Genomic DNA, 14,462 nt, shown 5'->3' with positions numbered 1-14,462 from the left:
TTAAACTCAGTTGATAATTTTCTTGTCATTTAAAACCTCTTTAGTTGTATTAATAATACCTCTAACTAGGTCTCCAAGATAAGTCTACCGTTACATATCAGGAGGATCGTCCTCTCACGATTTAGATCCCGATTGGTGCATACCAATCTTCGTTACATTGTCAGAGCCGCTACTTTATTCAGGCTCCTAGGTTCATCTGGTGATACAGATGGTTCACTCATTAAGCGGTGAACAGCGCTTCATACGACTTCACGTCGCACGCCCCAAAACGAGTTTAATCTAGCGTCGAAAATGAGCGAAAAGCGGAGGCAAAATACACATTACCTTTAGCTCTTGTACAAGCTACATATAGCTTATTTAACGTCGATGGTGCCAAAGTAGCCAATCGCCCTTTTGTATAGGCTGTAAATGTGGTCGGGTTTAGAACTATGCAGATGTCAGCAAAGTCATCCAAGCCTTTTGTATTTCCCCACTTCTCAGTCCTTCCAACATACTTGTAGCTTTCTTTAAAAAACAATTTAACGATGGAATCGTCGGAGAATAACCTCTCTATTTGTTTAGTATCGTTACACTAAACAATAAAACTTAAAGCCTAAAACGGAATCACATCTAAACCTATAATTGATAAAACACTAAAACCTACAATTGACTGAAGCTTTCCCAATGTAGAATATTTTTTCATCGAATGGATTAACTAACCCATAAACATAGAATTTTAGATGCTTATTCGCTGAGCTGGAAAAACTTCATGATGAACTTAACTCTACAGGGTTACCACAAGGAAATGCTCTAACCTTGTGGCAAGATAAAGGTGCGATACAAAATGAACTTATTTAACCGTTTGTTCTGTCGGTGAATAGCCGAAATATGAGGAAAATCGTTTAGTGAAAGCGGATGCATTACCAAACCCAACCGACTCAGCGATTAAATACACCGGGAGCTTATTTTCAATCAGCAATCCCTTGGCTTTTTCCATCCTTTTTTGCAAAACATATTGAAATGGGGTTTGTTTCATATTCTGTTTAAATATCAATTTAAATTGGGTTTCACTCATGCAAGCTGATTTCGCAAGCTGTGAGATATTCAATTCATTTGAAAGGTCGTTGTTAATCAACGTAACCACCCGCTGAATACGGGGATCAATTGAAACATTCCATTTTTGATTCTGAATGATGTCACATAGTAAGTCGACAATTTTATTAGACAAAAGATGATCTAAAGTGTTTTTAATCTGCTTTTCTATATAACTGATGAATGACCAGGCTGTTTCATCAAGCGTGAATTTCACCATTTCCGTTTGATCAAAACTGGCTGGCAAACAATCGAGGTCGACAACTAAAAAATCATGAATGCCCTTGGCAGAAAACTCGTGGTGAACTCCTGCTTTAATCAAAATGCAATTGCCCGCTGCTGCCTTTGTTTGTTGATTTTCCAAAACTAAATCAATTTTTCCATTCAATGGAATTAAAAGCTGGTGGAAGGAATGAAGGTGACTGTCGATATGTTCTGAATATTGTTTGATACTGATTTCTTTTTTCACTGAAAAAATTCCCGAAATGTACAACTCCATTAATGATTTGACAGCTTATCAAAGTCAACTGTCAAATCAAATATTACCACTGATTATTTAAGGTGTATCCATAGCTATTACACCCGATGATACTATATCAAGGATTGAAGCCGGGCCTAGCAAATTAACAATATTTTGCATTTCATCTTCCGTTGCCGTAACTTGAACCAGTACCGTATTTTGTTCCTGGTTTGCAGTTAACACATGAAATACTCGCCCGATTTGGCTACATAGCAACCGGAATGATTCCAAAGAATCAGCGCAAACTTTAATTAGCGACATTTGACGTTCTTCATGAATTGTGGAAGTTAAATTTTTAACCTCAGAAACATTAATCAACTTTTCTAATTGCTTGATTACCTGCTCAATAACTCGTTCAGTACCATGAGTAATCAAAATTATTTTTGAATATTCTTTCCCGGGCGACCGGTTAACTGACAAAGACTCAATGTTGTAACCTCGCTGAGAAAAAAGACCTACCACTCGCGACAGTGCACAGGGTTTATTTTCAACAGTAACAGCCAGAATTGTTTTCATTTATACGCACTCCTCTTTGTTTATCTGAATATCTTTTATTGATCCATGCGGTACGATTTGCATGGGATAAACATGTTCATCATGCGTAACCTGTATTTCTACAAACACAACCTTGTCTCTCATTGACATCGCCTCTGCCAATTTATCTTCCAATTCGCTTTGATTTTGAATGCATATCCCTTCATGGCCATATGCCTTTGCCAAGCTCGTGAAGTCAGGCAAAGAATCACCATAACTGATTTCTGAATATCGGCTTTCATAGTTCAAATCCTGCCACTGTTTAACCATACCTAAGCTTTCGTTGTTTAAGCAGAAAATCATTACGGGCAAATTATATTGCTTTAACGTGCTCAATTCCTGAATGCACATCTGAATGCTGCCCTCGCCTGTCACGCATATCACTAATTCATCAGGATGGGCAATTTTAACGCCTAAAGCGGCTGGCAGTCCAAAACCCATAGTTCCAAGTCCACCCGAGTTTATCCAGCGATTAGGTTTATGAAACTTATAATGTTGCGCTGCAAACATTTGGTGTTGGCCAACATCCGAAGTAACAAAAGCATCGCCCTTTGTCGCCTTGTAAATAGCATTGATGGCATGTTGAGGTGATATTCTCTGACCACAATCTTTTGGTGATGTATAATCTGAAGTTGGATAGCAGGCACGCCATTCGTTGATTTCTTGCCACCATTTACTACTTTTCATTGAATTGCGGTCAAATTCTTGAATTGATTTATTCAGGTCAGTCAATACATCCTTCACAGACGAATTAATAGCGTGATGTGCCGGAATAATTTTTGATATTGAAGTCGGGTCGATATCCACATGAAGCACTTTTGAGTTAGGGCAAAACTTCTCAATTTTATTTGTCACTCGGTCATCAAATCTAACACCGAGTGCAATTATCAAATCTGAATGGTGCATCGCTCTGTTAGCAGCCACCGTACCATGCATACCCACCATTCCGATAAATTGCTCATCGTCTGCTGGAAAAGCACCAAGTCCCATTAGTGTTAATGTCACAGGGAAGCCGGTTGAAAAGGCAAACTCTCTGAGTTCTTCACTGGCCTCTCCCAGAACTATCCCACCACCGGCATAAATGATCGGTCTGGCTGACTGATTTATCATATCTAAAGCTGTTTGTATTTCCTGCCCCGTAGGTTGCGCCGGCAATTTATAATTTGGGAGTTGCAATGATTGTGCGCGACTATAAGTATAAGATGCCGATGGACCAGACATATTTTTTGGAATATCAATGACAACAGGCCCCGGTCTTCCAGTCGTTGCAATGTGAAAAGCTTGTTTAACGATTAGAGGAATTTCATTCGGATCCGTAATTGAAAAACTATGCTTCACAATAGGCCTTGAGATCCCCATCATATCCGTTTCCTGAAACGCATCTTCGCCAATTTTGTCACTTGGTACCTGACCAGAAATGACAATCATTGGGATAGAATCCATATAAGCTGTTGCAATGCCTGTAATTGCATTAGTCGCACCGGGCCCGGAAGTAACAAGCACCACTCCGGGTTTACCCGTAGATCGGCTATAACCGTCAGCTGCATGAGTCGCGGCTTGCTCGTGTCTTACCAATATATGTCTTATCTCACTCTGACGATAAATTGCATCATAAATATGTAATGCAGAGCCGCCCGGATAACCAAAAATCGTATCGACTTCTTCTTCTTTCAGTGCCAGCATAAGTAAATCGCCGCCTGTACAATTAATCATTTCTTTTTCCTTGTCTTTCATAATGCTTTTATCAACCACGTATCACATTTATAATGCACACTGCGAAAAATAGGTTGATTCAATGTTTTAAATCCAAATTTCTTGTAAAAAGTGAGTGCCGATTTCATGGTGCTCAGTGTCTCGATGTACCTTTCTGAGTATGCATTTTCAAGCGCTCTATTTTCGTTAATCTGAAGTAGTTTCCGACCAATTCCTTGCTGCCTTAGCTCGGGCAGTACAAAAAACTTGTCGAGTTCACAGACCCCAGTTATACCTTGAATTTCACTAAATCCGGCGCCACCCGCAACTACGCCATTAATCAAAGCCACGAGATATTTGCGACCTGGATTAGAATAATATTGATAAAGTTCACTTAAATTACTGTCTGCAGAACCAAATCCCGAACCAGTTGCGCCAAATTCAGCCAAAGCACTTTGGTAATGTGAAACGACTGCCTTCGACAAGCGACGGTTTATCGGAACAATTTCGAGATTTGTGTGGTTAGGCATGTGAATCCAACAATTTACGTAAAATATGTTTTTGTATTTTACCTGTGACCGTCTTCGGTAAGTCTTGTCGAATAAATCGATTTGGGATGTGGTACCTGCCAAGCTTATCTTTGCAAAAAAGACCTAACTGGCTAATATCGAAATTTGCATCATCGCTCTCAATAAAAGCGATTAACTCAGATTGTTCAGTATCTATCCCAACCACTGCGACGTCTTTAACCGATTCATGTGTCAGCAAAACTCGCTCTACTTCTAAAGTTGAAACATTGAGCCAACCTTCAGGGGTGTCTATAAATACGATATCTTTGAGTCTGTCCTTTAAAATTAGCGTGCCATTTGGGCTTACCGATGCGATATCACCGGTTCGGAACCAGCCATCTGAAAAGGATTTTTGGGTCTCGTGTTCATTACGATAATAACCAGCTGAGACTGTGTTACCTCTTAATAAAATTTCACCCACACTTTTACCGTCCTTAGGAATTTCATTGTTTTCATTATCAACAACTTTTATTCCTATCCCAGTATGTACCGCAGGCACTCCCTGACCGAAGACATTAACCAACTCATCCGCTTCTCTGTCGATAAAGTCAGTAACACAGAATGTTGCGCAAGATTCATTTAAGCCATATTGGGGGATTAATCTGATTCCATATTGCCTGGATAAAGCCACCAGTTGCGGAGTAGGTGCAGCGCCGCCAGTCATAATGACCAAACCTGATAACCTGTCTAGCAACTCCATCCGGTAAATATTTTTCAAAAGTCGTGGCGATCCGGCGCAATGGGAGATTCCATGCTCTAACATCTGCTCTGCCATCTCTGATAAATGTGGCACATTAGGGATAATCATTTTGCTGGTGGCCGCAACATTCGCCCAGACTTGAAACCAACCGTTCCCATGATACATAGGCAACATGAAATAATAATTGGACTGATTATTTAGGCCTAGCAAAATACATTGCCCAAGTGCTTGCAAATATGCCGAACGATGGGTAAAGGTAACGCCCTTCGGATTGCCGGTGGTACCTGAGGTGTAATTGATGCCAATCAAACTAAGTTCATCAACGACAAATTGGTCTAATGACAACATTTCCGATTGTGTCTCAAACAGGTCGTCATAACGGGTCACATTGGGTGCGCAGCTAAAATGGGTATCACTCGAATTATCAACGCATACATAATTAGTTAACCCAATACTTAGCAATGCATCTTCGTTACTTTTGAAAAGCTGCTCAGACAGAATAACAAACTCAGAATCAGACTGTTTAATCTGACTAATCAACTCTGATATAGATAAGGTCGGGTTTAAATTAACGATGACCCCTTTAGAAGCCGGGACAAAAAAATGCGCTTCAAATGATGCAAGGCCATTATCTAGAATCACCGCGACTTTTGGCATTTCACTTGTAGCATTATTGATCAGAAACTGGGCCGCTGATTTGCTTCTGGATAGCAAATCACCATAAGTAAAGCTGTGACCTTTTAAATCATCAAATGCCACTTGATGAGTAAAATATCTGCCAGCACGTTCTAAAAAAGTTAATGGAGTCAGCGCCGTATAATTTACATTTTGCATTTTTCATCTTTCCCTAGAATGAATTTCAGATGCTTGAACTCTTTTACTTTGTAAGGCATGAGATTGACATCATTGACCGCCGGATTGATAAGGTATGCCTGACAGCCCACCGCCAAAGCACCTTGAATATCTTTTACCGGGTTATCCCCTATCATCACAGCATTTGAGGCATTTACGCCTAAGTTCTCCAGCAAGGTTTCAAACAATAAAGGATCCGGTTTGCCGACATGCAATTCAGATGAAATCAAAATTTGTTCAAAGTAACCATTAAGGCCACAAATAGAAATTTTGTGTCTTTGCAGTGGATTAAACCCATTGGACAATATGGCCAATTTGAAGCGTCCAACTAATGTATTTAATGTTGCAGACACACCCTCCTTCTTCTGACAATTTAAAAACCAGCTTCTTTGAAATAACTCTGCAATGCTTTCGATTGGAAAACTGCCGGGCTCTGAATGAACTTTTTCTAAAACCTCAGTCCAGACATTCTTTTGAAATCCCAATACAAATCCCTTAAAAGGAACTCCCTCTAACCAGTCCTTTTTAACCAACAACAACTCCATCGGACTAATCCCGACTGAATTGAAATAAGCCAGATGTTCAGATTGCTCAAACAAGTTTGTGGCCACCGATATAAAGAAATCAAAAACCTGTTCATAGCAGTGGCCTTTTGCTGGTTTGATAACATCCAAAAGTACAGTCAAAGTCTGCTCAAAAGCCTTTGCATCTACAATTTTTGTTTCAATAAGGGTGTCATCTAAATCAAAGATGATCGCTTCTAACTTTGTCATGTCGATTGAAACCAGCAAATTATGGATAGGCTTGTTTTGTTGGCCGAACCACGATTTCACTCAAGTTAATGTGTGACGGAAGTTGAACAGTTACGCTAATCAGGTTGGCTATGTCTTCTGATTCTAATAAGGGTGCAAACTTAGTTTCCAACGATGATACCAACTCCTGATCATAACCGGCATTCTCCTGAAAATTGGACTTCACTACGCCAGGTACAAACAAACTGACTCGAATGTTTTCCTGAGATAATTCTTGCCTTAAACTTTCTGTTACCGCATGGATCGCAGATTTTGTCGAACCATACAATGAACTAAATGGTGACAGATTTTTTCCCGATACCGAGCCAATTACAATAAGGTCTCTCGATTTTGATGGCGACCGTTTAAGCAAGTCTGATGCGTGTTTTAAAAACTTCACCGTAGATAGATAATTTAACGCAGCAACTTCTTCAAACTCAGCCAAAGACGCACTCAGCACCGAACCTTTCATCCCTTTTCCGGCATTGGCTACAACCAGACTAACCCCGTTCGGGCAAGCTTCGTTAATATGTGTAAATACTGCTTCGATAGCGTTTGGGGCTGTTAAATCCTGCACGATGAAACTAAAACTGTCTCCCAGCGTAATTTTTAACTGCTCTAACTTTGACTGGTTACTTGATATACCAATAACATCAAATCCATCTGCAATGAGTTTGGCACAAGTTGCGCGGCCAATTCCTGACGAAGCACCAGTTATGATTGCCGTTTTATTTGAATTCATTTAAACCTCTGAAAAAAATCACAGAATTCCGATTCCGAATGAATCATTTCTTGCGATAATTCAATTAACTCTGCTTTATGTGATTCATCTACATAAGCAGTCCAATGATTTCTGCTTGGCCCCAGAAATCGATAAATAACCTGAACACCAAGATGACAAAGCAAGTTTTGACTCTGATTAGTTTTGACGAATTCTGGAAACAATCCCGTATAAATCGTGTAGAAACTTTTCAGGTACTCAGTGATATTTTCTCTCCCGTAGACATACAAAGAAATGAGTATCTCACACAAAATGTATGCAACATCATAAACTGGAGAACCAGTATGAGATTGCTCAAAATCTATTACTGAAATTTCGTCATTTGTGGTGAGAATATTTCGTGAGTTAAGGTCACCGTGAAGGATGCAATCATTTGTTTGTTTGTACGCTGCAACACATTCAATAATCTTATTTGCTGTGTTTTCATCAAATAATAATGCGATATCTTCATATTGGATTTTCAGTTTGAAATCGCGGAAAACACGATTCCGGGACTCAGCTTTATTGTCATGTGACCTGAATGTTGAACTGTGAAAGCTGGCTAAGAAAAATGCCAGTGAATTGATCGGGCCAAATTTCAAGTCTCCAGATTCTAATGTTGAGTAAAAACTGTCATTTGAAACCGCGCTTTCCATCAGAAAACTGTTACTAACCTCGTCAACATGAAGAATGTCCGGAACATTAACATTCGCTAAGTTACGTACAATTTTATTTGCAAGCTGCTGAACCTCAACCGCTAAATTCATTCGGACATTGGCTGGCAAATTTGGAATATGGCTATAGGTTTCATTATGAACCCCATCAAGATACTGCTTGAAATAATAATCGCGATTGCCGGCATTTAATTTCAGTATTGAATTGAATAATCCGCCATCCTGAACAGTAACTCCCTTTACTCCTAAAATTTCTATTATTCTTTCTCTAGTCGCAAAATCGGCATAGGCGGATTGAGTGAGTTGTGCCTTATCAATCATAAGGCTTCCTCAAAAACTTTATATTCAATCCCAACCTTTTCACAAAAACGTTTGATTCGAATGAAACTTCGATTCAGCGGAATGCTTGAAGATATAGCCAAATCAGTTGAAATGTCCCTAATTATTTCTTTAGCTTTGCTTACACCAGAAATACTTAAAACATCTTCCCATACCAACCAATCAACAGTTGAAAATGCCTGCACTGCTTGAGGGAGAATTTCTTCAATAAAGTCTGTGTATTCTCGGCTGAATTGATCAAAGTTATCGACTAGTACTTCCTCAATTACACTGGCATGTACTGCTTCATCTCGCTCATGCAAAGAAACCAGTGACCGACTTGCCGGTTGAATTGATTCATCTTTAGATACAAACGTCAGAAACTCATAAATGCTTAACTCCCCCACTACACACCAAATCAACAGAATGAGGTTAGTTTGCCACTGCTCTGAATATTGAGCTGCCAGCGCTTTATATTCCCGGTACAGTAGAGCCTGACGCGTTAGCTTAGACGCTTGCTCAATTGGGATCCCCCGATTATCCAAAGTCAGTTGAACCGTTATTTCGTGCATATGAGAATGAAAATATTCGTCCACAATGGCTTGCCTGATTGCACCGCGATAGTTACCGCTTAGTTTTAGCTCCAAATCACCAGTTAACAATAAAGATAATGCGGGGCTAACAATAAGCTCTTCTGTGTCAACGACGCGTTTGTTCCAGGCGATCCAAGATATTGAATTGACAGTTTGTTTGGTTTGTTCATCCAGCCGCTCATACTCCGGATGACCAATAAATGGTAAAAGCCGCTCCGGATAATCCTTAAGCTCAGGATCGAACAACTCAGCAGGGGTTTCGCTAAACTTGCCACTTCGAATAGTGGATTTAAATTGCCAGTTTTTGGTTAGCGTATTGAGTAACCCATTTTCCATAAAATATTCTCCATTATTTTGTTACTGAACAAATGATTTCTTCTAGTCTTTCCATCGCATCAACCAGATCATGCTCTGAGATAACCAAAGGTGGACAAATAAACACGCAATTGGCGTTCACCAATAGAAATAAGCCCGCTTTGAGTGCTTCTTTGTAAATAGTTTTAGTTAAACATTCAGATTGATTGCCATGTGCTGCCAGAGACAAATCTTGTTCATGTATTTCAATTGCCCAAAACAATCCTCTGCCTCGAATTTCTGATACAACATTAGATTGAATTTTAATTTTATTTAATTTGGGCTCGATTATTTCTAACCCTAGCATTTTTGCTTTTTGAATTAATTGTTCTTCTTCCAAAATGGTTATGGATGCTACCGCTGTGGCCGTTGCCAGTGGATGTCCGTAATAGGTTCCCCCTCCCGGGAAGTAGTTATCATCAAAGTAACTTGCAATTCTGTCTGAAATAGCCACCCCACCTAATGGTACATAACCAGAGTTTACCCCTTTTGCAAAGGTTATCATGTCCGGACATACCCCCCAGTAGTCAACCGCAAACCACTCGCCTGTCCGTCCAAAACCCGTCATCACTTCATCACAAATTAATAGGATACCGTGGTGCTCACACAGTGCTTTTAAATTTTCAAGGTAGCCATTCGGCGGGACTAATACGCCATTTGAACCAACTATAGGCTCAATCAATATTGCTGCGATAGATTCAGGATTTTCATGCTTCAATATCTGTTTAAGATGCTCTAACGAACGATTACATTCTTCTCGTTCATTCTCAGAATAGAATACTGACTGATTTAAATATGGGCCAAAAAACCTGACCACTTCCAAGCTCGGATCGATATACCAACGGCGAGGATCACCGGTTAAAGTTAATGCTCCGGCAGTCGCTCCATGGTAACTTTTATGCATGGTCATGATCTTTCTTCTGCCAGTTTTGATTTTTGCAATCCGAACAGCATGTTCTACAGCGTCAGAACCCGAATTTGTGAAAAAGATTTTATTCAAATCGCCGGGGGTTTTTTGCGCAATTAATTTTGCTGCTTGCGCTCGCGCATCCGTTGCAAACACTTGTGCGCAGGTCGTCAGGGTCTCTATCTGACTTTTCATCGCAGCAATCATTTTCGGGTGGTTATGCCCCAGGTTTAGATTGACTCTTTGACTCGCTAAATCTAAATATCGCTTTCCGTCAGTATCCCAGAAAAATGCGCCTAAACCTTTCTCGATATGAATGGGATTTGCGTTATTCTGAGCTGTCCAAGATCTAAATACATACTGTTTATCATCGATGACGGTTTGTCTGTCCATTTACTACTTCCATAACTTTGTAATGTGGCGCGTTGCGCGCCACTACAGTCTAATTAACCTTGAATTAAATAATCACTTCCGGCAACCATTTTGTCGCGATAAGGTTCAATAGAAGAGACGTTGACCGTTTTCATGGTCCATCGTTCCCAAGCCAGTTCCGGAAACTGCAAAGCACCGACTTCTTTGCCATGAACAGAATAATTATTGGCAACCCCAATAAAGTCACCGGCAACCATTTGTACGCAAGATTTCAGTTCATGTAATCGGGATTTGACTAATTCAACTAGCTGCTGAGCTTCTTCATCGATCCCTTTTGTACGATTTTCGAAATATCGAATGTCATAGTCATCACTGATAATGGGATGTAACGAAGCTTCGCCGACATCATATGAACCGGCCTTTGTCGTCAAATCATCAAACGGGGTATGGAATTTAGCTTGTCTTAAGCGCTCAATTTCAAATTCAGAAAATGAGTTGATAACATCAATGTTTTTGACAAATGTAGTATAAATTTCATTTTCACCATGAGAACGCATTGACAGCATATTCACAAAATCTGGTCTCACGAAATGGTTGGCTAAATCTTTATGGAAAAAGATTGGGCCAAGCGCCTTTTGAGATTGCGTATCTTTAAGGCTTCTTTGCGGGTAAATGTCCTGAAATACATCCCCCCCATTAACATTCAAATATCCAATTGGGATTTGATTGAGTACTTTGCCAATCAGATACAAACAACCTTCCGCAATAAACGTTTTTTTCAGTTGGTATTTGGATTGAATTGGGTTTTCGTTATCAAATTTGGGTACATTTTCATCTATCGGAAGATTTTTAATAAATACAAACGGATAACTAACCTTTTCTCGCAGTGAAAGCTCGTTTAATGCCTTCAAAAATCCAGCTGGTATCTTTCCTTTTCTAATCAACTCTTCGACCTGATAACAAAAAGATTTATACTGGCGGTAAGGGTCTGCAAGAATGCTCAACATAGCGTTTTTCAGCACTTCTTTTTCAAGTTCTGATAATACGTAATCAGGTTGCATTTCACTTTTTATAGCCATTCTGATATTTCCTTTTTCCTTTTACTTAAACAAAGAAAATTTCTTTGTTTCCTCATTGCAAACTGTGTTTGCAAATCCTGAACAAACTCACTCATCTCCAACTAACATGACAAGCTTTTCCTAGCTTCAGTTACCGCCGATGACAAGTAAGAAAATCTAATCACAAATTGCCAATGCTTTTTAATCTAATCTAAATCATCCCAACTAAACACCCCTTAAAAATTGACTCAATAGTCTAAATCCGAAGAGTAAAAATGGAAAAATGTATATTTCATAGACAAATAAAACGGAAGGGTAATTGAAATATTTCATTGTTTTTCAATTACATATTAAAAAGTTAAGAATTTAATACGATTCATTGTCATATTTTTTAGTAAAGAAATTTAGTTAATGCACTGTTTCTTTCATCATGCAAAACCGTCTGATTGGCATTGATCTTCGTCCTTTCGGCAAATCGGCAAAATCAAATTCTCATTACCATTTGCACTCTCTCATGAGTGATTGGATTTTTATCAATTTAATCGTGCTCCATCACTCGACTTTGAATGTGTACAAACAAATAAGGTAGTGAATAAATGGATATGTCTATCTATCAACGAATTTCATCAATTAAACTTCAATACTTAAAAAATCGATGTGTTTTTATACCCAGTGATGAAATGATTTCGATATTAAAAGGAATGGGCTCTACAGATGCAGACCTGGCGATATTAAAAGATGCAGGCGACAAATTAGTTCAGGATCCGACTTTAGATTTTAGAAAATCTCGAAATGGCCGCTACTGTTACGACCCGGCAAATAAGAATTTGTACCGAACGGAATTTCAACCTTTTATTTTGTCAAAAGAAGAGGATTTCGTTCGACATGACTCCAATACTGTCAGAAAATTCAGAGGATTGAGTGAATGCCTCCAAAACAATACGGCATTTCAAAATCTGTTAATTTTTAAACACCTAATTTGCCACGACATTCATATTAAGCAACGCCCGGGATCATATTAAGCAACGCCCGGGATTGGACTATGAAACAGATAAATGGATATGTACTGTCTTTAACCTGCGCACGATAACCTCAGAGGCATTGTTAGGCGAACCTGCACTGGAAGGTGTTCACTCAGACGGCGTTGATCACACGATGACCACCTTGCTTAAACACAACAATATGACCAATGACAGTGCTAAAACCTTTATTCATTCAATGAAAGAAGTGAATTCAACTAAATGGTCTGATACTAACCCAGAATACCTGCTTGGCACCCACCAGCATCTCAACTACTTAGATACGCTGATAATTGTCGATCACGAACGAAAACACAGCCTTTCGCCGGTTCACGCGGTTAATCAAGATAAAGAAGCGCTTCGTGATATGCTCATTTTCTTTACTCGCAAACCAACGACAGAATCTCATGTATCATATCCATATGACTCTAAAGAAAGTCACCCGGATTACCCGATCAATCTCAAATTACCCGAGTTGGAACTGAATGTTTAGCAGGTCAACTATCATTAGCACAGCTGCTCCTATTCTGTTTTTATGCATTTGGAGCAGTGGGCCAGTCATGGCCAAACAAGGGCTACTTTATTCGAACGTATGGAGTTTCCTTTCACTGAGGTCATTAATGGCATTCTTCTTTTGTTTGGTCGTATTGAAGCTATGTAATCCGCAAAAGGAGATCAAATCTCAACTGCTAAACAAAGTAAACTTTATTGAAGCGCTTAAAGTGGGTTTGCTATTACAAGTATTCTACTTGTCGTTTTATTTTCTTTCATTGAGGACGGGGATTTCAGCGGCACTAGTGACTTTAATATTAGGCATTCAACCCGTTTTAACTCCATTTTTATTAAGGGTAAAACAAAGAAATATTGCTCTGATATCAATTGCCTTTGGTTTTATTGGTTTGCTACTTGCCATTGTCGGAGACATAAAATTGGACGGATTAAATATGGCGGGAGTAGCCTTTGCCTTTCTTGCTGTTTTGTCCATAACCATTGGTTCAATCAAGCAAGGTAAAAGTAAGTCGGATATCACAAATAGCATTGTGCTTCAGAACTTAATTGCCGGATTAGTTTTTTGTTCAATTAATTCACTATTTTTTCAGTGGGAAGTAGTCTGGACGCTAGGCTTCTGGGTTGCATTAATTTGGATGAGTTTGATTGTTTCAACCGGGGCATTTATATTGCTTATGTTTTTATTAAAAACGGGCGATACCAGCAAGGTCAGCAATTTATTCTACTGCGTGCCTGTCCTTACCATGATCTTGGATTATTTATTATTCGGCCAAACCTTATCAATCGTTTCAATGGTGGGTGTCATTATTGTGTTGGTAAGCGTTGTAACTTACCAACAAATGGCCCATGGCCCCAGAAAATCCATTTGAGGTGGCGCTTATTAAAATTAAATTCGGTCAATGGAATACCCACCACTTGTGGCTATTATCAACTTAGTCCCCCAGAAATGTATATTAGCAATTCTTCATGGGGTATTGGTTACCCATGGGTACCAGCCAATACAGTACTATAATGAAAATTCATATTCCATTCAGACCAAGGTTGCCAATATACCAGTGAGAGCTTTCAAAAAGCATTGGTTGAGCATGGTGTAGAATCGAGCATGAGTCGTGCAGGAAATTGTTTAGACAATGCCGTAACCGAACGATTCTTTAGAAGCTTAAAGTCC

The 14,462-nt window shown here is 39.3% G+C and carries 14 protein-coding genes and 1 pseudogene; 4 read left to right on the top strand and 11 right to left on the bottom strand.

Features of this window, described 5'->3' with window-relative positions; all coding sequences use genetic code 11:
* Window positions 1–829: 829 nt before the first annotated feature.
* From N7931_RS18240 to N7931_RS18190, 11 genes are all read right to left on the bottom strand, one after another.
* Window positions 830–1,540 (bottom strand): AraC family transcriptional regulator, encoded by a 711-nt coding sequence (locus N7931_RS18240; RefSeq protein ID WP_262795777.1) that lies wholly within the window; start codon window positions 1,538–1,540, stop codon window positions 830–832.
* Between the two features lie 87 nt (window positions 1,541–1,627).
* Window positions 1,628–2,107 (bottom strand): acetolactate synthase small subunit, encoded by a 480-nt coding sequence (gene ilvN / locus N7931_RS18235; protein ID WP_262795776.1) that lies wholly within the window; start codon window positions 2,105–2,107, stop codon window positions 1,628–1,630.
* Window positions 2,108–3,838 carry a biosynthetic-type acetolactate synthase large subunit gene (gene ilvB / locus N7931_RS18230; RefSeq protein WP_262795778.1) on the bottom strand — a complete coding sequence of 577 codons (1,731 nt, stop codon included), beginning with the start codon at window positions 3,836–3,838 and terminating at the stop codon, window positions 2,108–2,110.
* Window positions 3,839–3,855: 17 nt separating this feature from the next.
* Entirely contained in the window at window positions 3,856–4,347 is a 492-nt protein-coding gene (locus tag N7931_RS18225; protein WP_262795775.1) for a GNAT family N-acetyltransferase, read from the bottom strand.
* Window positions 4,340–5,920 carry an AMP-binding protein gene (locus N7931_RS18220; protein WP_262795774.1) on the bottom strand — a complete coding sequence of 527 codons (1,581 nt, stop codon included), beginning with the start codon at window positions 5,918–5,920 and terminating at the stop codon, window positions 4,340–4,342. The genes N7931_RS18225 and N7931_RS18220 overlap by 8 nt, the downstream gene beginning before the upstream one ends.
* Window positions 5,908–6,711 carry an HAD family hydrolase gene (locus N7931_RS18215; RefSeq protein ID WP_262795773.1) on the bottom strand — a complete coding sequence of 268 codons (804 nt, stop codon included), beginning with the start codon at window positions 6,709–6,711 and terminating at the stop codon, window positions 5,908–5,910. Before N7931_RS18215 ends, N7931_RS18220 begins: the two co-directional genes overlap by 13 nt.
* A gap of 19 nt (window positions 6,712–6,730) precedes the next feature.
* Window positions 6,731–7,471 carry an SDR family oxidoreductase gene (locus tag N7931_RS18210; RefSeq protein ID WP_262795772.1) on the bottom strand — a complete coding sequence of 247 codons (741 nt, stop codon included), beginning with the start codon at window positions 7,469–7,471 and terminating at the stop codon, window positions 6,731–6,733.
* The gene (locus N7931_RS18205; RefSeq protein WP_262795771.1) at window positions 7,468–8,484 is read right to left on the bottom strand and encodes an aminoglycoside phosphotransferase family protein; all 1,017 of its coding nucleotides are present in this window, start codon (window positions 8,482–8,484) and stop codon (window positions 7,468–7,470) included. Before N7931_RS18205 ends, N7931_RS18210 begins: the two co-directional genes overlap by 4 nt.
* Entirely contained in the window at window positions 8,481–9,410 is a 930-nt protein-coding gene (locus tag N7931_RS18200; RefSeq protein ID WP_262795770.1) for a diiron oxygenase, read from the bottom strand. Before N7931_RS18200 ends, N7931_RS18205 begins: the two co-directional genes overlap by 4 nt.
* A 13-nt stretch (window positions 9,411–9,423) precedes the next feature.
* Entirely contained in the window at window positions 9,424–10,728 is a 1,305-nt protein-coding gene (locus N7931_RS18195) for an aminotransferase class III-fold pyridoxal phosphate-dependent enzyme (RefSeq protein ID WP_262795769.1), read from the bottom strand.
* Window positions 10,729–10,781: 53 nt separating this feature from the next.
* Complete coding sequence (locus N7931_RS18190; RefSeq protein ID WP_262795768.1) at window positions 10,782–11,786, bottom strand: hypothetical protein; 1,005 nt, start codon at window positions 11,784–11,786, stop codon at window positions 10,782–10,784.
* A gap of 575 nt (window positions 11,787–12,361) precedes the next feature.
* Between N7931_RS18190 and N7931_RS18185 the strand changes: the two genes are divergently transcribed.
* The 4 genes and pseudogenes from N7931_RS18185 to N7931_RS18170 form a co-directional block, all read left to right on the top strand.
* Complete coding sequence (locus N7931_RS18185) at window positions 12,362–12,787, top strand: 2OG-Fe dioxygenase family protein (RefSeq protein ID WP_262795767.1); 426 nt, start codon at window positions 12,362–12,364, stop codon at window positions 12,785–12,787.
* Window positions 12,788–12,800: 13 nt separating this feature from the next.
* A complete protein-coding gene (locus tag N7931_RS18180; protein WP_262795766.1) occupies window positions 12,801–13,277 on the top strand; it encodes a 2OG-Fe dioxygenase family protein in 477 nt (158 codons plus the stop codon).
* A 127-nt stretch (window positions 13,278–13,404) separates the two neighbouring features.
* Complete coding sequence (locus tag N7931_RS18175) at window positions 13,405–14,163, top strand: DMT family transporter (protein ID WP_262795765.1); 759 nt, start codon at window positions 13,405–13,407, stop codon at window positions 14,161–14,163.
* Between the two features lie 152 nt (window positions 14,164–14,315).
* A pseudogene (locus tag N7931_RS18170) lies at window positions 14,316–14,462 on the top strand (DDE-type integrase/transposase/recombinase); the annotation flags it as partial.

This window comes from Catenovulum sp. 2E275 (genome assembly GCF_025515275.1).
In the GTDB taxonomy this organism is placed as follows: Bacteria; Pseudomonadota; Gammaproteobacteria; order Enterobacterales; family Alteromonadaceae; genus Catenovulum.
The sequence above is the reverse complement of the archived record's forward strand: the minus strand, read 5'-3'. Positions and strand labels throughout refer to the sequence as shown.